The following is an 18,558-nucleotide window of genomic DNA, read 5'->3' as shown; positions in this document are numbered from 1 at the left end:
GGCGGGCGGCGGGTTTGGAGACTCACGCCATCTGGGTGATCCATACTCCCAGTGCCATAACCGAGATTCCGGCTGCCCGGGTCAGCGTCAGCGGGCTGACCTGGGCCCCGAACAGCCCGAAATGGTCGATTGCCGCGGCTGAGATCAGCTGCCCGATCAGCACGAAGAACACCGCGTTGCCGACTCCGAAATGCGGCGCCACATGGGTGATCGACAGCACGTAGAATGCCACCAGCACGCCCGCGAGAAACAGATGCTTGGGTGCGGCGGGGATCTTTGCCAGCGCCTGTGGCCCGGCCAGCAGGCAATAGGCCGCGGCCGAAATCAGCGCCACGATGAACAGCACTACCGCGGCCGAGGCCGGAGAGCCGACCATCCTGCCAAGAGCCGCATTCAACGCCGCCAGTACCGGGATGCCCAGCCCGGCGGCGAGCATGATGAGGGCGTATTGGGTCATGGCTGGCTCCTGTCCGGCGGTGGTAGGCAGGGCGGACGATAGGCCCCGGCCGGGGCGGGCGCAATGCCGGAATTCAGGGTAAACGCTAGCCCGGGAACCCATGATTTCCGTGCCTTACCCTATGCCGGGAAAATCGCCTTCTCAGTCGCAGATACCCTTCAGTTCCACGCCGTCCCAGGGCAGGTAGACATCGCTTTCCCGCTTTGCGGGCAGCGGGCTCAGGGGCACCGTGCCGCCGATCATCGCGTGCAGCCGCCTCGTGCGGGCAGCATCGGGCGCCAGCGCGCGGCAGCACACGTATTCCTCCATGATCGCGCCTTGCTGTTCATAACCGTAGGTGAGGAAATCTCCGTTACCTTCCAAGTCGAACAGGTAAGGGTCATTGCGCCGCCCATGCTCCGCCGCGGCGCGCAGCGGGCTGTAGCCGGTCTGCCTGCGGTTCTGCCACTGCCAGACATGGGTGACCTCATGCGCCAGCAGCATCGCCTCTACCAGCGAGATCCTCTGCGGGTATTCCGGCAGATAGTCGTCGAGGTACCAGCGTTCTACGAAGAAGATGCGGTTGAACAGCGCCAGAGCTGCCGGCGAAGAGGTGACGATTTCGTCCTTCACGGGCGGCATGATCTTCTCGCGGCAGGTCAACCGGGGCCTCGGCATACGGCGGAAGGTGATTGCCCGGAGCGGCGCGCCGCGCACGATCCGCACCCGCTCTGCATCTAAGGACGCGCCATGCAGCCCGCCGAGAAAGACGCGTTCGCTCTCGGTCAGCGGGCGGCCGCAGCCGCTCAGCAGCAGGGCGGCAACAAGCAGCAGCCGCAGGATCATGGCGCGGTCCTTCCCGGGAGGCTGGATTGCAAAGGGCCGGGCATGGCTCAGAGGCTCAACGCGAGAACCCGGCTGATCTCGCTCAGCGAGCGGCCGGACTGCGCCCTCCAGGTGTTGAACGCCGCCTGCACCGCCTTCAGGGCAGACTTGGAAGTTGCAGGCTTTTCGGTCACCCCTTCCGCGATCAGACGCGCGGTTACGTCCTGACTGAGGATGAAGCTGTCGCGTCCGGCAAAGCGCATTGCATATTGCCCGGTAAGGCCGCCCAGGCGGCTGCCGCGCGTCTTCAGCATGTCCAATAGACCCGCGTAATCCTCCGATGGCCAGCCGCCCAGCACCGCGCCCGCGCCGCCCTCGCTGCGCAGCTCCTGGATCAGGCCCGCGTTCTGCCGCACGGAGGCGAGCTTGGCACCGTTGCGCACAAGCGCCTTGTCCTGCAGCAGGCTGTCGAACTCCTCCTCGCTCATGAAGGCGCAGGCATCGGGGTCGAAGCTGTGGAAGCGGGCCTCAAAAGCGGGCCATTTGTCTTCGATCTGCTGCCAGTTAAAGCCGGCCTGAAAGACGCATTTTGTCATGACCGACAGCCAGCGGTCCTCGGGCAGGGCACTCACTTCCGGGTCGGGCCGCACCAGACGCGCCTCCAGCGCCGCCGGCCCGCCGTGGCGTCCGGCCGCAATGGCGTGGATCTCCTCGAATGTCCGCATGGCCTGCCGTGCCTCCGTTTTGCCTTGAGGTTAGCTGCGGTCCTTGCGCAACTCCACCAGTGATTTGCCCAGGCGGAAGGGCGCCGCAAAGCTCACCAGGCACAGCGCAATCAGGTGCAGCGCGAGGATGTGGCGGCTGTCCTGCAGCACCTCCCATTCGCGTTTCAGCTTGGCGACCTGCCCGATCAGCGCGTCATAGGCGCGGGCGAGGATCAGGTAGTCGCCGGCAATCGCGGGCACCTTGCGGCGCATATTCTCCACCGCCGCGCGGGTGGGGGTGTCGAGCGCGGTGAAGACCACGAAGGCTTCCGGATCAAAGGCATCGGCGCGGGCGGCCATCGACTGCATCTCGCGGCCGCCGGCGAGCCCGGGCAGCAGCAGCCGCAGGCCCTGCAGCGGCGCGACCTCATCGGTGACGGCGATGAACAGCGGCAGCTCGGCATTGCCCGCGGTGGAGGCGGAGAGGAACTCCACCTTGTCGCACAAGACCGCGATATCGGCGTCATAGGCGGGCTCGCAGAACCTCAGCCGGAAGCGCGCGGCGTCGCGGTCAAAGGCCGAGGTCGCGGCATAGGCGATGTCGATCTGCCGCTCCAGCTTTGAGGTGTCGGCGGCATAGATGCCCGAGACCACGGCCACCAGCGCGCCGAAGCCGCCGAGGAGCACCCACACCAGATCCGCCAGACGCCACGCCCGGTGCCCCGCCGGTTTGCGGAACAGAAGCGCGGTGGAGGCAAACCCCGCGGCAAAGCAGAGCAGGATCAGCAGGAGCTGGTTTTCGGCGATGAAGGTCATGGCAGGCTCCGCGCAGGGCTGGGCATCGCGCCCTCCGGCCAGTCTAGAAAGCGCCGGGCCGCGCGGGCAAGGTGCCTCACGGATCTGTCAGGGGGGGCGGTGTGCCTCCTGGGCAGTGTCACGAAGTGGCACGGCCCGCGCCTGACCTTCCCCCTGGGAAGGCGCATTCGCACCTCCCCAAGGTCAGGCGCGGGCCTTGTGTTGCATGACCTGTGCAGGAAAGCGCGCCTTGGGCTCCGCCCGTTCAGGCCTGAAACGCTCCCCCGGAGCGTTTCCGGGACGGCCTTCACTCCCCTGGGAGTTCGAACCGGTCCGCGCAGCGGCAAACGCTCCGGGGGAGCGTTTGAGGTTCGGACGGGCGGAGCCCTTCGCTGATGCCGGTGCCTTGGAAAGTGACAGCGGCGGTGTGCCCCCTGGGGCGTGGTGCGCAGCGGCACGGCCCGCGCCTGACCTTCCCCCCCGGGAAGGCGCATTCGCGCCTCCCCAAGGTCAGGCGCGGTTCTTGTGGTGCGGGAGGGGGCAGGAAAGCGCGCCTTTGGGCGAGGGGTGACCAAGTCTGTGTTAGAATAAATTAGTGCTCATTAGGGACGATACCTACGTCATATCTTTCGGCGAGACTAATAAAATCAGTAATTTGGGGCGATAGAGCGTTATATTTCACCGCTTCGCCTTCCTCAATGACGTACTGCCCGTGAAATGAATGTTTGAAATATTTATGGGGGTCGCAAATTATCATCGCGTCCCGCACGTAACCGTAAACGGTAGTCTCTGACTCATATTTAGGGTACGAATCTGCGTCGATAGTGGTGAGGAGTTCTTGAAGCTCAGAATTTGTTTCTACTCCAAATTCAAAGAGTTCCTCAAGGAGTTCTGGGCCTCCGTTGGTTGAGAGGGCATTTCTGAGTGTGATTCCCTTATTTTTTGCATCCTTTTCCGTAATGGTGAAAAGAGATGTTTCTGAGAGAGTGTCTGCTGCGATTTCTTCTGGAGAGTTTTTAATTTTATCTTGGTAGTCTTGAGCTTCGTCTACAATCGCAGAAAGCTCTCTGTCAATCAGTTCCAGCGTGCCAGAAAGTATTACGAATCGTCTTTGCAAATTAGGAGGGAGAGCTACGTCAGACTTATAGTTTTGCTTGTGCTCAATTTCTGCCCATGCGTGCTCTAATATCGTCCTTACTTGTATTTCAAACGCAATGTTCCACACGTTTTTGTATTCCGAAAGCTCTCTTCTTTCTTTTCCGAGTCTGCAGATGAGGTGGAGCGAGCGATACCCGACGATGTCTAACTTCTCAGGCTTCCTTTTGTCGATGCTGTTTTTACTGTCTATTTCGAAACAACCTCTAAGTTTCTGCTCAATTTTCTCAACGTCGCTTTCAACGTAGGTTATGATTCGAAAGCCGACTAGATCAGTCATCTCCTCAAGTGGGGCTTTGTACTTTTTTAAATCTATTTTTTTCGAGGCGCTCTCTCGGTTTTTTACGCGCGATTGAATCGGCAGAGTGATGATGCCAATATCAGACAGTGCGCTCGAAATTATTCCGAACGCCGCCGTGCGCAACTTGTTTAAGTCTTTGGCGATAATTTCGAACTGCTCTTCGAATTCTTTCTTCTTCAATGTTCAAACCTCAAACATCCAGCTCCTCCACGAACTTCGCGTTCTCCTGGATATACTGGAAGCGGAGCTCGGGTTTCTTGCCCATCAGGCGCTCGACCAGGTCGCCGGTCTCGCCGGGCTCGTCCTCGTCGATGGTGACGCGGATCAGCTTGCGGGTCTTCGGGTCCATCGTGGTCTCCTTCAGGTCCTTGGCGTCCATTTCGCCAAGACCCTTGAAGCGGGAGACGTCAATCTTGCCCTTGCCGCCGAGGCCCTTCTCCAGCCACATGTCGCGCTCGGCCTCGTCGAGGCAGTAGACGCGCTTCGCGCCTTGGGTCAGGCGGAACAGCGGCGGGCAGGCGAGGTACAGGTGGCCGCCGTCGATCAGGGGCCGCATCTGAGTGAAGAAGAAGGTCATCAGCAAGGACGCGATATGGGCGCCGTCGACGTCCGCGTCGGTCATGATGATGATCTTGTCATAGCGCAGATCGTCGAGGTTGAACTTGGTCCCCAGCCCGACCCCCAGCGCCTCACACAGGTCGTTGATCTCAGCGTTTGACCCCAGTTTGTTCGACGCAGCCCCCAGCACGTTCAGGATCTTGCCCTTCAAGGGCAGCAGCGCCTGATTGACCCGGTTGCGCGCGCCTTTGCCGGAGCCGCCGGCAGAGTCGCCCTCGACGATGAACAGCTCGGTGCCGGCGCGGTCTTTCGAGGTGCAGTCGGTCAGCTTGCCGGGCAGGCGCAGCTTCTTGGTGGCGGACTTGCGCTGGGTCTCCTTCTCCTGCTTGCGGCGCAGCCGTTCCTCGGCGCGCAGGATCAGGAAGTCGAGGATGGCACCCGCGGATTTGGTGTCGGCGGCGAGCCAGTTGTCGAAATGGTCGCGGACCGAGTTTTCCACCATTTTGGCGGCGGCCTCGGTCGACAGGCGGTCCTTGGTCTGTCCGACAAAGGCCGGGTCGGCGATGAAGCAGGAGATCAGCGCGCAGCCGCCCGCCATCAGGTCGTCGCGGGTGATCTGGCCCGCCTTCTTGTTGCCGACCAGCTCGCCATAGGCCTTGATGCCCTTGAGGATCGCCGCCCAGAAGCCTGCGACATGGGTGCCGCCTTCGGGGGTGGGGACGGTGTTACAATAGCTCTGGGTGAAACCGTCGCGCGCGGGTGTCCAGTTGATCGCCCACTCCACGTAGCCCGGCGCGCCGAACTTCTCACGGAACTCCACCTTGCCCGCAAAGGGCGCATCGGCATAGGTGGTCGCCTTGCCCAGCACCTCGGTCAGGTAGTCCTTGAGGCCGCCGGGGAAGTGGAAGGTCGCCTCCTGCGGGGTCTCGCCGTCGTCGATCGCGGATTTCCAGCGGATCTCCACGCCCGAGTACAGATAGGCCTTGGAGCGCACCAGCTTGAACAGCCGCGCGGGCTTGAAGCGGTGGTGGCCGAAGATCTGCTCGTCGGCGTGGAAGGTCACCGTGGTGCCGCGGCGGTTCGGAGCGGCGCCGATCTTCTCCACCCCGCCCTGCGGAATGCCGCGGGAGAAGCGCTGTTCGAACAGCTCCTTGTTCTTGGCCACCTGCACCACCATCAGGTCCGACAGCGCGTTCACCACCGAGGAGCCGACGCCATGCAGACCGCCCGAGGTCTGGTAGGCCTTGCCGGAGAACTTGCCGCCCGCGTGCAGGGTGCAGAGGATCACCTCCAGCGCCGACTTGTCCGGGAACTTGGGGTGCGGGTCGATCGGGATGCCGCGCCCGTTGTCGCGCACGCTGACGGAATAGTCTTCATGCAGCTCCACCTCGATGCGGCTGGCATGGCCCGCGACCGCTTCGTCCATCGAGTTGTCGAGGATCTCCGCCACCATGTGATGCAGCGCGCGCTCGTCGGTGCCGCCGATATACATGCCGGGGCGCTGGCGGACCGGTTCCAGGCCTTCCAGGACCTCGATCGAGGAGGCGTCATAGGTCTCGGCGGCGGGCGTGCTGAGGAGGTCTTCGGCCATGTGGGGAACTGCTCTTCCTTGGTCTTGATTGGGGCGTATTATGGCAGGAAGCCGGACCGGGTGAAAGAGGGGCCGGAGGGCTGTGGATAAGAGCCCGGGGGCATCGTCCGGCTGCGCGAGGCTGCGAAGCGTCTCCGCCGTTTTACCGGGGGCAATCCCGAAGACCGGCGAGACCGGAGGAAGCAAGGTGCAGGGTTGTGCAGCTTTCCCGTCGCTCCGGGGCAGCCACGGTTCTCAATGCATCAAACTATAGTTCCGGTTTCCGCCCGCGCCGATATTTTCCGTGCGGCTCAGGAGACTGCGGGATACACCTCTGCCAGCGATTGGCAGGAGGAGGACGCGCGGGTGGCCGGCAAGGGAATCAAGACGCAGGATTGGGATGCATTCCGGGCGGAGGCGCAGCGGATGCTGGAGGCGGCGCTGGACCAGATGCAGCAGGCCGCGCAGCGCCCCTGGCAGCCGGTGCCGGACGACATCGGTGCACGCTACGCGGTGACAGCCGAGGCACGGGGGCCACAGGAGACGGTGGACCGGATCATTTCGGACGTGCTGCCCTACCACGGCGGCAACACGCATCCGCGATTCTGGGGCTGGGTGCAGGGCTCGGGGCTGGCCTCCGACCTGATCAGCGCGCTCGCCGCGGCGGCAGTCAATGCCAATATGGGCGGGCGCGACCACGGGGCGAACTACATGGAGCGCGCTGTCATCGACTGGACCCGTGCGAAGATGGGCATGCCCGAGGGCGCCAGCGGCGTGCTGGTCACCGGAACCTCGCAGGCGACGGTGATTGCGTTTCAGGCCGCGCGGGTGCGGGCGCTTGGCGATCTGCGCAAGGCCGGGCAGGGCGCGGTGCGGCTCACGGCCTATGCGGGCGAGGGCGTGCATAACGCAACGCTGAAGGCGGTGGAGCTTCTGGGTATTGGCTCGGACAATCTGCGCAGGGTACCGCTGAAGGATGGGCAGCTGGACCGCGTGGCACTTTCCGCGATGGTGGAGGCGGACCGCGCCGCGGGGGCACGGCCTTTCCTGGTGGTGGGCACCGCCGGATCGGTGGACCTTGGCCTCTTCGACGATCTGGAGGCGCTGGCCGATGCTGCGGCAGAGCTGGGCCTCTGGCTGCATGTGGACGGGGCTTTCGGCGCCTGGACCCGCATCGCCGCCGAGCCATGGCGCGCGCTCAGCGATGGCATCGGCCGCGCCGACAGCATCGCGCTGGATTTCCACAAGTGGATGTACGTGGGCTATGACTGCGGCATGGCGTTGCTGCGCAACGAGGAAGAGCACCGGGCGGCCTTTGCCGCGCGCCCCTCCTACCTTGAGGGTGCCGAGCGCGGGCTGGCGGGCGGGGAGCCCTGGTTCTGCGACTACGGCATCGACCTCAGCCGCGGCAACCGGGCGCTGAAGGTCTGGACCGCGCTGGAAACCTATGGCGAGGCTGCGTTCAGCGAAGCTATCACCGGCAATTGCGAGCTTGCCGCGCAGATGGCAGCGGAAATTGCGGCGCAACCGCGGATGGCACTGAGCGCACCAGTGGTCTCCAACGTCTGCGTTTTCACCGCGCGGGCCGACCTTGCGGCCGGGGCGCAATCGGCGCTGAACGCCCGCATTGCCCAGACCTTGCAGGAAAGCGGCGAGGCGGTGTTTTCCACCACCCGGGCGAACGGCATCGTGGTGCTGCGCGCGGCGATCACCAACCACCGAAGCCGGCCCGGCGACGTCTCCGCGGCCATCGCCGCCGTCGCGCGGGAGGCCGCCGCGGGCTGACCCTGGAGCGGCGGCGCGTTTGCCACCGCTCACAAACGCGGGCGTAAGCGGGGATTTCCGCTCTTGCCGGAACAGGCGGGTCTGCCTAAAGCATGGGCACATGGATACCCGCATCACTCCCCCGGCCGAGATGCCGCTCGCGGCGCACGTGCGCGCCATTGCCGTGCTTGGCTTGCCGCTGATCGGCGGCCATGTAGCGCAGTTCGCCATTGGCCTAACCGATACGGTGATGCTGGGCTGGTACAGCGTCGAGGCGCTTGCGGCGGTGACGCTGGGCTCGACCTATTTCTTCATCCTGTTCATTCTCGGCTCCGGCTTTTCCTTTGCGGTGATGCCGATGGTGGCTGCCGCCGCAGGAGCAGGCGAGGAGCGCCAGATCCGCCGTAGCACCCGTATGGGCCTGTGGCTGTCACTGGCCTATGCCGCCGCCGCGATGCCGCTTCTGTGGTGGTCCGGGCCGATCCTTAAACTCTTGGGGCAGGAGCCTGAGGTGGCGCAGCTCGCCGCCGGATATCTGCGCATCGCGGGCTGGGCGCTGGTGCCGGCACTTCTGGTCATGGTTATGAAGTCCTATCTCGCGGCGCTGGAGCGCACCCAGATCGTGCTCTGGATCACGCTTTTGGCGGCCGGAGTGAACGCGCTGGTGAATTACGCGCTGATCTTCGGCCACTGGGGCGCGCCGGAGCTGGGGATCGAGGGCGCGGCGGTGGCCTCCCTCGCCACCCACAGCGTCTCCCTGCTGGCGGTGCTGATCTATGCGCTGAAGGTGCTGCCGGAACATGAACTGCTGAAGAACTTCCACCGCCCGGATTGGGAGATGCTGTGGAAGGTGGTGCGCGTTGGGGTGCCGAGCGGGCTGACCACCCTCAGCGAGACCAGCCTGTTTGCCGCCTCGGCCATGATGATGGGCTGGCTTGGCACCGTGGCGCTGGCGGCCCATGGCATCGCGCTGTCGCTCGCGGGTCTCACCTTCATGGTGCACCTGGGGCTGTCCAACGCCGCCACCATCCGCGCGGGCAATGCCTTCGGGCGCCGCGACCAGGCCCATATGGCGCGCGGCGGCAAGGTCGTGATGGCGCTGTCGCTGGCAATGTCGGTGGTGGGCGTCAGCCTGTTCCTGACCATTCCCGAGGCACTGATCTCGCTGTTCCTTGACCGGGCCGAGCCCCAGCGCGCGGCGATCATGGCCACGGGTACCGGGCTCCTGGCGGCAGCGGCACTGTTCCAGATGATGGATGGGATGCAGGCGGTGGCGCTGGGGCTGCTGCGCGGGGTTCAGGATACCGCCGTGCCGATGGTGATTGCCGCGTTCAGCTACTGGGCGGTAGGTATCCCTGCATCCTATGTTTTGGGCTTCGTGCTCGGCTGGGGCGGCATCGGCATCTGGATGGGGCTGGTCGCGGGGCTCACTGCCGCAGGCATCTTCCTGATGCACCGCTTCTGGAGCCGTTCAATTCACAAGGCGGGTGTTCCCGCGCGCGCCTGAGGCGGGGCGTCAGCCCCCTGCGGTTTCACCGCGGCCCATAACGTGCAGCGGTGTGAAGGTCCCAAGAATCAGGCGGCTGCGGTCAAAGGGAGCATCGGCCGGGATATCGAAACGCGAATCCTCTTGCATCTTCTTCTCCGCCGCCTCCAGCACCGCGCGGCTGGGCCAGACTTGCCAGGTGAAGACGATTTTCTCCTCCACACGCGCATCCACCGCGCGGCGGAAATCGGTCAGTTCGCCGTCGGGGACATAATCCTCCCAGGCCTCGACGATTTCGAGGCAGCCGAGGTCGCGCAGCAGCCGGGCGCTGGCCGCTGCCCAGCCGCGGTACGCCTCGAGGTTCTCTTCGGGCACGGGTATCACGAAACCGGCGATATGCATGGGAATGCCTCCTTAGCGGCAGCGGCGCGGACCATGCTATCATATCCGCCGCGCCGCGTGACCGGGGCCCGCTGCGCCGGGCAGGCCGGCGGCAGCTGAGCCTAGGGGCGCGCAGGCGGCGGGTCAGCCATGATGCGGAGACGTATCACCGGATGCTGAGCGGCGGGCGTCAGCGCGTGATCTCCGACAGCAGCGCCGGGTTCAGCACCAGGTTGCGCACGCCATGCGCGTGATCCTCCTCAAAGACGTTGCTATCCAGCCATCTTCCCACCGAGTGAATATTCACCCGGGCCACCTTGGGCCGCACGCTCCAAGTCACCTCGAGCGGTGAGCCCGCCTCGTTGTAGCTGGGGCCGGTGGTGGAGCCTGCATAAACCACCGGCGTACCGGTATTGCTGGGGATGTTGAGTGCCTGATGCAGCACGCTGCGCTTGCCGAGCGCTGTCAGGTGGCTGAAATCCAGAGCGCTCTCGTCGTTCACCAGCACAAAGACCTGCGCCTCAACCCGCAGCTGCGGATTCATCACCGCATCGCTCAGGCAAGCGCCAAGTGTCGGGCCGGGTTCCACTTGGGCGGTCGTGTGAACGTAGTGCAGCTCAATGGTATCGCCGGGCTCCAGCCCGCCATGTTTGCCGGTGCCGATGGGGTGGTCCAGAGGCGCGCGCTCCGCCGCGCTCAGCTCGCCATCGTAGAGATACCCGGTGCCATACCCCTTGCCATCGCCATTGCCGGCATAGCGGGTGAACTCGCCGCCCCGATGTTCGGCGCTTTCGTGGAAATGGATGTTGCAAAGGTTCATCCGCGTATATTCCGGCGCAGTGCTGAAGTGGCGTGGATTGGTGCCTGCGGCAGCGTCGATATCGCGTGGCGACTGCGGCCCGAATACGGCACCCGCGGTGCTCTCCGCCAGTTTTGCGCGCTGGGCGGCGATCACATTATCCGGCACATGTCCTGCGGAGCCGTCGACTGCAAGCACGGCGCTGGTCTGGGCAAAAGAGAACAGGGCGGCGATGGTTAGCGCGGGAAGCGGTTTGAACATATCTCTACCTTTTGAAAGACGGACGCGGGTTGATCGGGGAAGGGCTGGCGGCGGTCGGCCGGCAAGCCCTGGGATCGTGGTATTTAGGTTGCATTAATGGCACCTTAATCAACCTGAGGGTTATTTTCGCATTTAGAGCAAAGTCTGCCTCAAATGGCCGCTGTGGAGGCTCGGCCGTGCTATACTGAGCGGTATCCTCACCGCCTTGGGGCAAGACATGAGATCGTCACGCGCCTTTCGGAAACTCCGGGAGTCTTCCGGCCGACGGGCTGTTCTGATGCTCTTGGTGCACCTTTTTGCGGCGCTCTGGCTGGGGCCGGGGGCAGGGAGCGCGGAAGAGCCCCCGCCGCGGGGCCTGCTCTGGCAGAGCACGGGCCTGCCAGCGGTTTTCCCGTTGCAACTAAAGGGCCCCGAAGGCGCAGGCTATTACCTGACGCTGCACGACCCGGAAACCAACGCCCCGGTGCTCGCGGCCATTGCTGAGGGCGGGACCTTCTTCCGGGTGCTGGTGCCGCCCGGCCGCTACAGCCTGCACGTTGCAGCCGGCCGGGACTGGCAAGGGGAGGGCGCGCTCTTCGGGCCCGGGACGCGGCGTGTGGCGCTGGCCGAAGTTCTGCGCTTCGGCGTTCTCGGGGCCGGGATCAAAGCCGGGCATCTCGTTACCCTGACCGAGGTGACACCAGGCGGGGCTCTGCGGGCGGAGGTGCAAGCGCAATATATCTGCCAGACCGGCCGTATCGCCTCAGACGGGCAGGGGCAGGTGCAGCCCAACCTCAATGCCTTCCGCCTGCACGCCACCCCGCGCGAGCGGCTGGGCCTGCATGGGCGCTGGGCGGTGCCTTCGGGGCGGCTGCCGGAGCGCTTCGTGCTGGAGACGGAGGAGGACTTGGACCAACGCTTCGTGCGTTTTGGGATGCGGCAACTCAATCGCGGTACCGCGGCAGGACCTGCGCCGCTAGCCCCGCCGCTGGAGGGGCGGATTTCCGTGCGTTCAAGTATCTGCGACTGACAGCTCAGGCCGCGCGGCGGCGCTCAGTCTTCGCCGCGCTCCGCGCCCAGCCGCTCGGCCTTCTTGCGCACCAGCACGCTGCGGAGGTCGTGCATGGCCAGCAGAAGCTGGTCAGTCACCTCCTCAAGCTGCTCCGCGGAAGCGCGGCTGTTGGCCCAATGCGCGGTCAGGTTCAGATGGTCGATGGCGCGGCGGATGTCGTCCAGGTCGCGTTCCGCCAGCGCCGCGGCGCGCGCCTCCATCCAGGCCCGGATCTCTGCCTTGTCGCGCGCGCTCAGTTCGCGCGGCCCGTGCGGCTTGATCTCGCCGTTGCGGATGTTCACCACCGCGATCTGATCCATCTCGATCCGGCGCTGGCGGGTCTCGCTTTCCACGCGGAAAACAAAGGCGCCGTTCTCACGGACGCGGAAGAAATATTCCGGCAGATCGGCGCTCATACCCTTCCTCCCTCAGGTCAGCGCCGCGCAGAATTTCTGGATGCGGGTGCAGGCCTCGGTCAGAGCCTCGTCCGATGTGGCATAAGACACCCGGAAGTTCGGCGACAGGCCAAATGCGGCGCCAAAGACCACGGCGACATCGGCCTCCTCCAGAAGCGCGGTGGCGAAATCCTCATCTGTCTCAATGACCTTGCCCGCGGGCGTGGCCCTGCCGATCAGCCCGGCGATGGAGGGGTAGACGTAGAAGGCGCCTTCAGGCGTGGGGCAGGAAATGCCTTCGATCTGGTTCAGCATTTCGACCACCAGATTGCGGCGGCGGACGAACAGCTCGTTGTTGGGCGCAAGAAAGCCTTGCGTGCCGTTCAGCGCCTCCACCGCGGCCCATTGGCTCACCGAACAGGGGTTGGAGGTGGATTGCGACTGCACCTTGCGCATGGCCGCGATTAGTTTCTCGGGGCCCGCGGCATAACCGATGCGCCAGCCGGTCATTGCATAGGCCTTGGAGACGCCGTTGCAGGTGAGTGTGCGGTCATAGAGCTGCGGTTCCACCTGCGCAGGTGTGCAGAACTCGAATCCGTCATAGGCGAGATGTTCGTACATGTCGTCGCTCATGACCCAAACATGCGGGTGGCGCAGCAGCACGTCGGTCAGGGCCTTCAATTCGCCGCGGCTGTAGCCCGCGCCGGTGGGGTTGGAGGGCGAATTGAAGATGAACCACTTGGTCTTGGGCGTTATCGCCGCTTCCAGCTGTTCCGCGGTCAGCTTGAACTTATTCTCCAGCGCCGTCTCCGCCACCACCGGGGTACCGCCCGCAAGCAGTACCATATCCGGGTAGCTCACCCAGTAGGGCGCGGGAATTACTACCTCATCGCCGGCGTTCAGCGTTGCCATCAGCGCGTTGTATAGCGTCTGCTTGCCACCGCTGCCGACCGAAACCTGGGCCGGTGTGTAGTCCAGACCGTGATCCCGCTTCATCTTGGCGCAGATTGCCTGCTTCAGCTCGGGGATACCGTCGGGGGCGGTGTATTTGGTCTTGCCCGCGGCAATCGCCGCCACCGCGGCGTCCTTGATATTCTGTGGCGTGTCGAAATCCGGCTCCCCGGCGCTCAGCCCGATCACGTCGCGGCCGGCGGCTTTCAGCTCAGCCGCCTTAGCGGTCATCGCAATGGTCGGTGACGGTTTGACGCGCGAGAGTGTCTCGGACAGGAAAGACATAGGCTGTGCCCCGGTTTGTATGTTCTCTGGAACTGTCATAGGGTGCGCCCGGACAGCCTTCAAGCAGCATCAGCTCAACGAATAGGAGAACGGACGATGGAACAGCAGGAAACGGATTGGTACGGCCCTGATGCAGCCACATTCGGCGATCGCGTCGCCGCCGCCCGCGAAGCCGCGGGGATGAGCCAGGCGCAGCTGTCGCGCCGTCTGGGCATCAAGAAATCGACGCTTGCGGGATGGGAACAGGACCTGAGCGAACCGCGCGCCAACAAGCTGACGATGCTGGCTGGCGTCCTCAACGTGTCGATGTCCTGGCTGCTGACCGGCGAGGGCGAGGGCATGGCGGAGCCGCTTGACGGCGATCTGGCGGCGAGCGATTTCGCCGGCATTCTGAAGGAACTGCGCGATCTGCGCGGCGAGATGCGCAGCAACGCCGACCGCGCCGCCCGGCTGGAGAAAAAGCTGCGCAACCTGCTGAATGCCGCTGCCGAACCGCAGGTGTGAACCATGCCTGAGACGCGTGAAACCCGCCTGAAGCGGTTGCAGATGCGCTCCATGCGCCGCGGCATCAAGGAGATGGACATCCTGTTGTCCGCCTTCGCCGCGGCCAATCTGGACACGATGGACGAGGCGCGGCTGGATCTCTACGACCAGTTGCTGCACGAGAACGATCAGGACCTTTACCAGTGGGTGACCGGCCAGGCGGAGCCCGCAGAAGGTTACCGAGGTCTTATCCACGACATATCGCAAATCTACCAAAAATAATAAAATCCCAGCTTAACCGATTTTTCGGGAATTTTCCGCATTCTGTTCCTCGAGCAAATTCGAGTCGGAGATGCGAATGAGTATGGAAAAGCCAATCGGCCAGCAGGACCGCAAGGGGTTCATGACTGGCTACCTGGAAGCGCTCGCCCTGGTGGAGCGTCTTCACAGGCTGCTGCTGGATGTGATCAAGGACGAATTCGAGCGGGTCGGCGTGCTCGAAATCAACGCGGTGCAAGCGCTGCTGCTGTTCAATATCGGCGACAACGAGGTCACCGCCGGAGAACTGAAAAGCCGCGGCTACTATCAGGGCAGCAACGTCAGCTATAACCTGAAGAAACTGGTGGAAATGGGCTATATGCACCACCAGCGCTGCGAGATCGACCGCCGCTCGGTGCGGGTCCGCCTGACCCCGCGCGGCCGGGAGATCCGCGACATCGTCTCCGCCCTATTCTCGCGCCATGCGGAGGGGCTGGAAGGCAAGGGGGTGATTTCCTCGGAGGGAATCGAGGATATCACCGCCTCGCTGAAGCGGGTTGAACGCTACTGGTCGGACCAGATCCGCTACATCTATTGAGAGCGCCGTTTGGGGCACATTGCCCCGGAAGGCAGCGCGGCAGCGGGCGAAACGCCGGGGGCCGCGAGGGGAGCAGATGGCTCCACAAGTTTAAATGGGTGCGCCGCCTGGGTCCGGTTTCGCGGGCCGCGGGTGCGAGGTTGCAGAAGTAACCGCCCATTTTCGCAAGCTTACCGGTTTTCCCAGCATCGAGATCAGACGCGGCAGCGCCCCGAGGGGTGGCCCTGCCCGGTACGCCGCGCCGCGTCTGCCGCCGCGACCCGGTGCACCGGGCGGGCGAAATCTTGCGCGGACGGGGCGCACATGACTTTCCGGCGAGGGCGCGCGTACAGCCGGGAGGCGCTCCGGCGCCCCCGGAACGCGGCCATTGCAGCTTGTGCCGGGCCGAAGACCCTCCGGCGTATTGCGGACTGGAGAGGCCCGTGGCCCGTCTACAGACAACTTTGCAGGGCAGTCAGGTCTGGCAGACGGCCCGGGCCGGGGGGGGCTACCAGTGGCCGGTGTTTTCCATGCTGGCCCAAGGCTCCTGCGGCTGTTTCCGCTCGCCGTTCTGCAGCAGCTCGATCGAGACATTGTCGGGCGACCGCACAAATGCCATATGCCCGTCGCGCGGCGGCCGGTTGATGGTGACGCCATTGTCCATCAGGTGCTGGCAGGTGGCATAGATATCATCCACCCCGTAGGCGAGATGGCCGAAATGGCGGCTGTCGCTGGGCAGCCCGTCATCGCCGTCCCAGTTGTAGGTCAGTTCCACCGGCGCCTCCTCCTGGCCCGGAGGCGCCATGAACACCAGGGTGAAGCGCCCCTTTTCGTTCTCGTGGCGCTTGGTCTCCTTCAGGCCGAGAAGTTCATAAAATGCCATCGATTTTTCCAGGTCCTTCACCCGGACCATGGTGTGCAGGTATTTGAGCGGCATGTGGATCTCCTGTTGTTGTGAGGGAGGTGGGCGGCACTGCGGCACCTGTTTGTCTGAGACCTAAAGGTTTAGAACGTGGTTTCAATGCCGAGAGAAACGGAAAATTCGGTGCTGTCAAAGCGGTTGTGATTGGAGCTGCGCTTGCCGCCGCGCAACCGCAGCATCGGAGCGAATCCCGCGTAATCGAAACGCTCGAAGAACAGGTTCAGATCCGCATAGGCCGACATGTCCTGCCGTCCGCCGGGCAGGGACTGGGCCGGAAATCCGCCGTAGTAGATCGGGTAGTCGGACTGGCCGAGAATCAGGCTGGTGCTGAGGTTCACCGGCCCGAAGGATTTTGCAGGGGAATACCCCAGCCGGACGGTTGCGGTGCGGAAGGTGCTGTTGACATGACCGGCTGCAGTGTCCCGCACCCCGAGCGTCAGGTTGAGGCTGCTGCCGTCCGCCAGTTTCCGGCTCAGACCGGCGCCGGCACTCAGCACGGTGGCATCCAGCCCCGGGTGGCGCGGTTTGATACGTTGCTCGGCGCTGGCGTTCAGCTCGACGCGGGTGGAGGCCGCGGCCTGCCAGCTGCGGCTGCCTGCCAGCTTAATCAGGTCATAGCCACGCTCCCCGCCGTACCACGAGGTCGCGGCGGTCAAGGCTATGCGGGCTGTACTGCCCTTGTCCGGGTCGCCGATCGCAAAGGCGTGGGCGAGGGTGAGCGCCGCGTAAGTGCTGGCAAATTCGGAGTTTCGCGGCATCGTGGTTCGGGTAAGCCGCGCCAGTTCCGCGGCTTTTGCCTTGGCCTCTCCGGACAGGGCCACTCGCTGCAGGTACAGCCGCGCGTTGATCGACGTCACGCTGGTCCGATTTTCCCGGAGACGCCGGCTGAGCGTTGCATCCGCAATTCCGATGGTTCCCGAAAGAGCCACTGCCCGCGGGCCGTACCGCCCTTGCGCGGAAGGAGCGCCGTCGATGATCTGCAGCGTGTCGTCCGAGCCGTTGTTGACGTTGGTGGAGGGCTTCGCCTCGCTGCGCAACCGGAAAGACCAGGGATTAATTTGCCGCAAAAGCCTGTAGTCGCGCGCGATCAAACGCACGGATTTCTCGTCGGGTGCGTGAACTGCGGTGCGCCGCAGCCAGTACTGCGCCAGCGTCGGGCTGCCGCTTTGCAGTGCCAGCCGTGACGCCAGTTGCGCCATCTGGAACTTGCCGCGGCTGTCCCGCGAAAAACGGAAGGCCTGGGCCGCGGCCCTGCGTCCTGCGGCAAGGCGCCCGGCCTGAGCATGCGCGGCGGCCTGCAGATGCCAAGCGGCAGCGTTCTTCCGGTCCGCCTGCAACAGTGCCTGCGAAACCTCCAGGGCCAGATCGGGCTTGCCGGCCCGCAATGCATGCATAGCCAGCATCTGACCCTGATCAAGGGTCAGATGCGCTTGTGGTGCCGCAGGTTCATCGGCCTGAGGGGGGGCGGCCAGGAAGAAGAGGCCTGCGAACGCCGCAATAGCCGCTCGCATGGTTCAGGGGACAGGCTGGTCGCAGACCGGATCGCTATTGGCGCCGCCGCATTGGCCAAGCACGAAGACCCCGTATTCCTCGATTCCGCTGCCCGCAGCCTCGATATGGTCTTTTGCATAAAGCGACCCGGCGACGGAGGCCGCATTTTCGCCCGCAAAGATACCGGCGTAGGTGCCGACGCTGCCCGGTTCGCCGTCATCCTGCGTCGCGACTTCACCGCTGAAAGTGCCCTCGCCGGTGATGTCCGTGGGGGCCAGCAGAAGGGTCTCGACGGTGGTGCCGGGATAGTCGGTGATCTGGCGGTTGTAGATCGTGCCGTTCACGCGGTTGTCCGAGAAATCCGCGTTGATGAAAGCATCCCCGGTGATCTCGGCAGCCTGGACAGGGCGCACTTCGTCCGGGGTGCCGGGGGCCACCGGCAGCAAATCACCGCCGTCGCCGGGTTCGTCCAGAAGGCCGACGTAGCTGCCTGCGTAGCTCACGATGCCGCCAGAGGGCTGATCGGCCGTGGGAGCGGAATAATTGCCGGACCGGCCGAAATCCGTGCCCGCCATAAAGTAACCGAACTGGCCGCCGGTTGCGACGGCGACGGCGTAGCCGCCCTCGATTTCGCGGACATACGCGGTGGAATGGCGGTCGAGCGAACTGTCCTGAACGGTGTAGGCCTCGTAACCGCCGCGGTCGAGTGCGGGCTTGCGCACATAGGAGGAGGAGAAGGGGGTTTCGTCCAGGCCCACGCCGGAAATAACCAGCGTCTGGGTGGCAGAATTGTAGGAGATCCGGTCAACATCTCCTGCCACTTCGGCCGGTACGATGCTGGCTGTGTCGCCAGGCTCGCTGGTATCGCCCGTGTCTTCGAGAAACGGGTTTCCATTGCCGCACGCCGACAGTGCCCCCGCTGCGGCGAGCCCCAGCCAAAAACGCCTCATCTGCCCATACCTCAGTTATCTTCTTGTTGGCCCGCACCTTTCGCGCCGGGCGCGTCAAAGTCAATCGCCCGGGGGCAAATCGGGGCGACCGTGGCGGATGCGCTACCGTTTTGCGGGCATACGCTGCCTTGGGGGAGGCGGTGCAGCCCGCCGGGGGGGGCGGCTTCATTCTCTCTTGGAG

The 18,558-nt window shown here is 64.3% G+C and carries 19 protein-coding genes; 6 read left to right on the top strand and 13 right to left on the bottom strand.

The window, feature by feature from the left end:
• Positions 1 to 22: 22 nt before the first annotated feature.
• The 6 genes from ACOHWE_RS04680 to parE all read right to left on the bottom strand — a co-directional run bounded on the left by ACOHWE_RS04680 (position 23) and on the right by parE (position 6,365).
• On the bottom strand, positions 23 to 457 hold the full coding sequence (locus tag ACOHWE_RS04680) for a DMT family transporter (protein WP_420664492.1): 435 nt from the start codon (positions 455 to 457) through the stop codon (positions 23 to 25).
• Positions 458 to 598: 141 nt separating this feature from the next.
• Positions 599 to 1,282, bottom strand: a complete 684-nt coding sequence (locus ACOHWE_RS04675) for a hypothetical protein (protein ID WP_420664490.1) — start codon at positions 1,280 to 1,282, stop codon at positions 599 to 601.
• Positions 1,283 to 1,329: 47 nt separating this feature from the next.
• Entirely contained in the window at positions 1,330 to 1,986 is a 657-nt protein-coding gene (locus ACOHWE_RS04670) for a DNA-3-methyladenine glycosylase I (protein ID WP_420664488.1), read from the bottom strand.
• A gap of 30 nt (positions 1,987 to 2,016) precedes the next feature.
• Entirely contained in the window at positions 2,017 to 2,781 is a 765-nt protein-coding gene (locus ACOHWE_RS04665) for a hypothetical protein (protein ID WP_420664486.1), read from the bottom strand.
• Between the two features lie 571 nt (positions 2,782 to 3,352).
• On the bottom strand, positions 3,353 to 4,396 hold the full coding sequence (locus tag ACOHWE_RS04660) for a GTP pyrophosphokinase (protein WP_420664485.1): 1,044 nt from the start codon (positions 4,394 to 4,396) through the stop codon (positions 3,353 to 3,355).
• 10 nt (positions 4,397 to 4,406) lie between these two features.
• Positions 4,407 to 6,365, bottom strand: a complete 1,959-nt coding sequence (gene parE / locus ACOHWE_RS04655) for a DNA topoisomerase IV subunit B (RefSeq protein ID WP_420664483.1) — start codon at positions 6,363 to 6,365, stop codon at positions 4,407 to 4,409.
• Between the two features lie 345 nt (positions 6,366 to 6,710).
• Between parE and ACOHWE_RS04650 the strand changes: the two genes are divergently transcribed.
• Both ACOHWE_RS04650 and ACOHWE_RS04645 read left to right on the top strand, forming a co-directional pair.
• Positions 6,711 to 8,129, top strand: a complete 1,419-nt coding sequence (locus ACOHWE_RS04650; RefSeq protein WP_420664481.1) for a pyridoxal phosphate-dependent decarboxylase family protein — start codon at positions 6,711 to 6,713, stop codon at positions 8,127 to 8,129.
• Between the two features lie 100 nt (positions 8,130 to 8,229).
• Positions 8,230 to 9,615, top strand: a complete 1,386-nt coding sequence (locus ACOHWE_RS04645) for an MATE family efflux transporter (protein ID WP_420664480.1) — start codon at positions 8,230 to 8,232, stop codon at positions 9,613 to 9,615.
• 9 nt (positions 9,616 to 9,624) lie between these two features.
• Here ACOHWE_RS04645 and ACOHWE_RS04640 read toward each other — a convergent pair whose 3' ends face one another.
• The gene (locus ACOHWE_RS04640; protein ID WP_420664479.1) at positions 9,625 to 9,996 is read right to left on the bottom strand and encodes a DUF1428 domain-containing protein; all 372 of its coding nucleotides are present in this window, start codon (positions 9,994 to 9,996) and stop codon (positions 9,625 to 9,627) included.
• Positions 9,997 to 10,165: 169 nt separating this feature from the next.
• Positions 10,166 to 11,035 (bottom strand): delta-class carbonic anhydrase, encoded by an 870-nt coding sequence (locus tag ACOHWE_RS04635; RefSeq protein WP_420664477.1) that lies wholly within the window; start codon positions 11,033 to 11,035, stop codon positions 10,166 to 10,168.
• Between the two features lie 394 nt (positions 11,036 to 11,429).
• On the opposite strand from ACOHWE_RS04635, the gene ACOHWE_RS04630 reads away from it, so the two are divergent.
• Positions 11,430 to 12,044 (top strand): hypothetical protein, encoded by a 615-nt coding sequence (locus tag ACOHWE_RS04630; RefSeq protein WP_420664475.1) that lies wholly within the window; start codon positions 11,430 to 11,432, stop codon positions 12,042 to 12,044.
• A 23-nt stretch (positions 12,045 to 12,067) separates the two neighbouring features.
• Here the strand turns inward: ACOHWE_RS04630 and ACOHWE_RS04625 are convergent, their stop codons facing one another.
• Complete coding sequence (locus ACOHWE_RS04625; RefSeq protein ID WP_420664473.1) at positions 12,068 to 12,481, bottom strand: hypothetical protein; 414 nt, start codon at positions 12,479 to 12,481, stop codon at positions 12,068 to 12,070.
• A 12-nt stretch (positions 12,482 to 12,493) separates the two neighbouring features.
• Positions 12,494 to 13,696 (bottom strand): pyridoxal phosphate-dependent aminotransferase, encoded by a 1,203-nt coding sequence (locus ACOHWE_RS04620; RefSeq protein ID WP_420664472.1) that lies wholly within the window; start codon positions 13,694 to 13,696, stop codon positions 12,494 to 12,496.
• 96 nt (positions 13,697 to 13,792) lie between these two features.
• On the opposite strand from ACOHWE_RS04620, the gene ACOHWE_RS04615 reads away from it, so the two are divergent.
• The 3 genes from ACOHWE_RS04615 (at position 13,793) to ACOHWE_RS04605 (ending at position 15,035) form a co-directional block, all read left to right on the top strand.
• Positions 13,793 to 14,200, top strand: a complete 408-nt coding sequence (locus ACOHWE_RS04615) for a helix-turn-helix domain-containing protein (RefSeq protein ID WP_420664470.1) — start codon at positions 13,793 to 13,795, stop codon at positions 14,198 to 14,200.
• A gap of 3 nt (positions 14,201 to 14,203) precedes the next feature.
• Positions 14,204 to 14,461 (top strand): succinate dehydrogenase assembly factor 2, encoded by a 258-nt coding sequence (locus ACOHWE_RS04610; protein WP_420664468.1) that lies wholly within the window; start codon positions 14,204 to 14,206, stop codon positions 14,459 to 14,461.
• A 76-nt stretch (positions 14,462 to 14,537) separates the two neighbouring features.
• Positions 14,538 to 15,035, top strand: a complete 498-nt coding sequence (locus ACOHWE_RS04605; RefSeq protein WP_420664466.1) for a MarR family winged helix-turn-helix transcriptional regulator — start codon at positions 14,538 to 14,540, stop codon at positions 15,033 to 15,035.
• 487 nt (positions 15,036 to 15,522) lie between these two features.
• On the opposite strand, the gene ACOHWE_RS04600 is transcribed toward ACOHWE_RS04605, so the two are convergent.
• The 3 genes from ACOHWE_RS04600 to ACOHWE_RS04590 all read right to left on the bottom strand — a co-directional run bounded on the left by ACOHWE_RS04600 (position 15,523) and on the right by ACOHWE_RS04590 (position 18,377).
• Positions 15,523 to 15,951 (bottom strand): VOC family protein, encoded by a 429-nt coding sequence (locus ACOHWE_RS04600; RefSeq protein WP_420664465.1) that lies wholly within the window; start codon positions 15,949 to 15,951, stop codon positions 15,523 to 15,525.
• A 68-nt stretch (positions 15,952 to 16,019) separates the two neighbouring features.
• Positions 16,020 to 17,339 (bottom strand): hypothetical protein, encoded by a 1,320-nt coding sequence (locus ACOHWE_RS04595; RefSeq protein ID WP_420664464.1) that lies wholly within the window; start codon positions 17,337 to 17,339, stop codon positions 16,020 to 16,022.
• Between the two features lie 111 nt (positions 17,340 to 17,450).
• The gene (locus ACOHWE_RS04590; protein ID WP_420664462.1) at positions 17,451 to 18,377 is read right to left on the bottom strand and encodes a HupA family protein; all 927 of its coding nucleotides are present in this window, start codon (positions 18,375 to 18,377) and stop codon (positions 17,451 to 17,453) included.
• Positions 18,378 to 18,558: the final 181 nt, after the last annotated feature.

Source organism: Cribrihabitans neustonicus (assembly GCF_048820895.1).
Classification (GTDB): domain Bacteria; phylum Pseudomonadota; class Alphaproteobacteria; order Rhodobacterales; family Rhodobacteraceae; genus Cribrihabitans_A; species Cribrihabitans_A neustonicus.
The sequence above is the reverse complement of the archived record's forward strand: the minus strand, read 5'-3'. Positions and strand labels throughout refer to the sequence as shown.

Coding starts and splice junctions, on each gene's coding strand:
- ACOHWE_RS04680 (WP_420664492.1), bottom strand. CDS start 457: ATGACCCAATACGCCCTCATCATGCTCGCCGCCGGGCTGGGCATCCCG.
- ACOHWE_RS04675 (WP_420664490.1), bottom strand. CDS start 1,282: ATGATCCTGCGGCTGCTGCTTGTTGCCGCCCTGCTGCTGAGCGGCTGC.
- ACOHWE_RS04670 (WP_420664488.1), bottom strand. CDS start 1,986: ATGCGGACATTCGAGGAGATCCACGCCATTGCGGCCGGACGCCACGGC.
- ACOHWE_RS04665 (WP_420664486.1), bottom strand. CDS start 2,781: ATGACCTTCATCGCCGAAAACCAGCTCCTGCTGATCCTGCTCTGCTTT.
- parE (WP_420664483.1), bottom strand. CDS start 6,365: ATGGCCGAAGACCTCCTCAGCACGCCCGCCGCCGAGACCTATGACGCC.
- ACOHWE_RS04645 (WP_420664480.1), top strand. CDS start 8,230: ATGGATACCCGCATCACTCCCCCGGCCGAGATGCCGCTCGCGGCGCAC.
- ACOHWE_RS04640 (WP_420664479.1), bottom strand. CDS start 9,996: ATGCATATCGCCGGTTTCGTGATACCCGTGCCCGAAGAGAACCTCGAG.
- ACOHWE_RS04635 (WP_420664477.1), bottom strand. CDS start 11,035: ATGTTCAAACCGCTTCCCGCGCTAACCATCGCCGCCCTGTTCTCTTTT.
- ACOHWE_RS04625 (WP_420664473.1), bottom strand. CDS start 12,481: ATGAGCGCCGATCTGCCGGAATATTTCTTCCGCGTCCGTGAGAACGGC.
- ACOHWE_RS04620 (WP_420664472.1), bottom strand. CDS start 13,696: ATGTCTTTCCTGTCCGAGACACTCTCGCGCGTCAAACCGTCACCGACC.
- ACOHWE_RS04615 (WP_420664470.1), top strand. CDS start 13,793: ATGGAACAGCAGGAAACGGATTGGTACGGCCCTGATGCAGCCACATTC.
- ACOHWE_RS04610 (WP_420664468.1), top strand. CDS start 14,204: ATGCCTGAGACGCGTGAAACCCGCCTGAAGCGGTTGCAGATGCGCTCC.
- ACOHWE_RS04605 (WP_420664466.1), top strand. CDS start 14,538: ATGAGTATGGAAAAGCCAATCGGCCAGCAGGACCGCAAGGGGTTCATG.
- ACOHWE_RS04600 (WP_420664465.1), bottom strand. CDS start 15,951: ATGCCGCTCAAATACCTGCACACCATGGTCCGGGTGAAGGACCTGGAA.
- ACOHWE_RS04595 (WP_420664464.1), bottom strand. CDS start 17,339: ATGCTGGCTATGCATGCATTGCGGGCCGGCAAGCCCGATCTGGCCCTG.
- ACOHWE_RS04590 (WP_420664462.1), bottom strand. CDS start 18,377: ATGAGGCGTTTTTGGCTGGGGCTCGCCGCAGCGGGGGCACTGTCGGCG.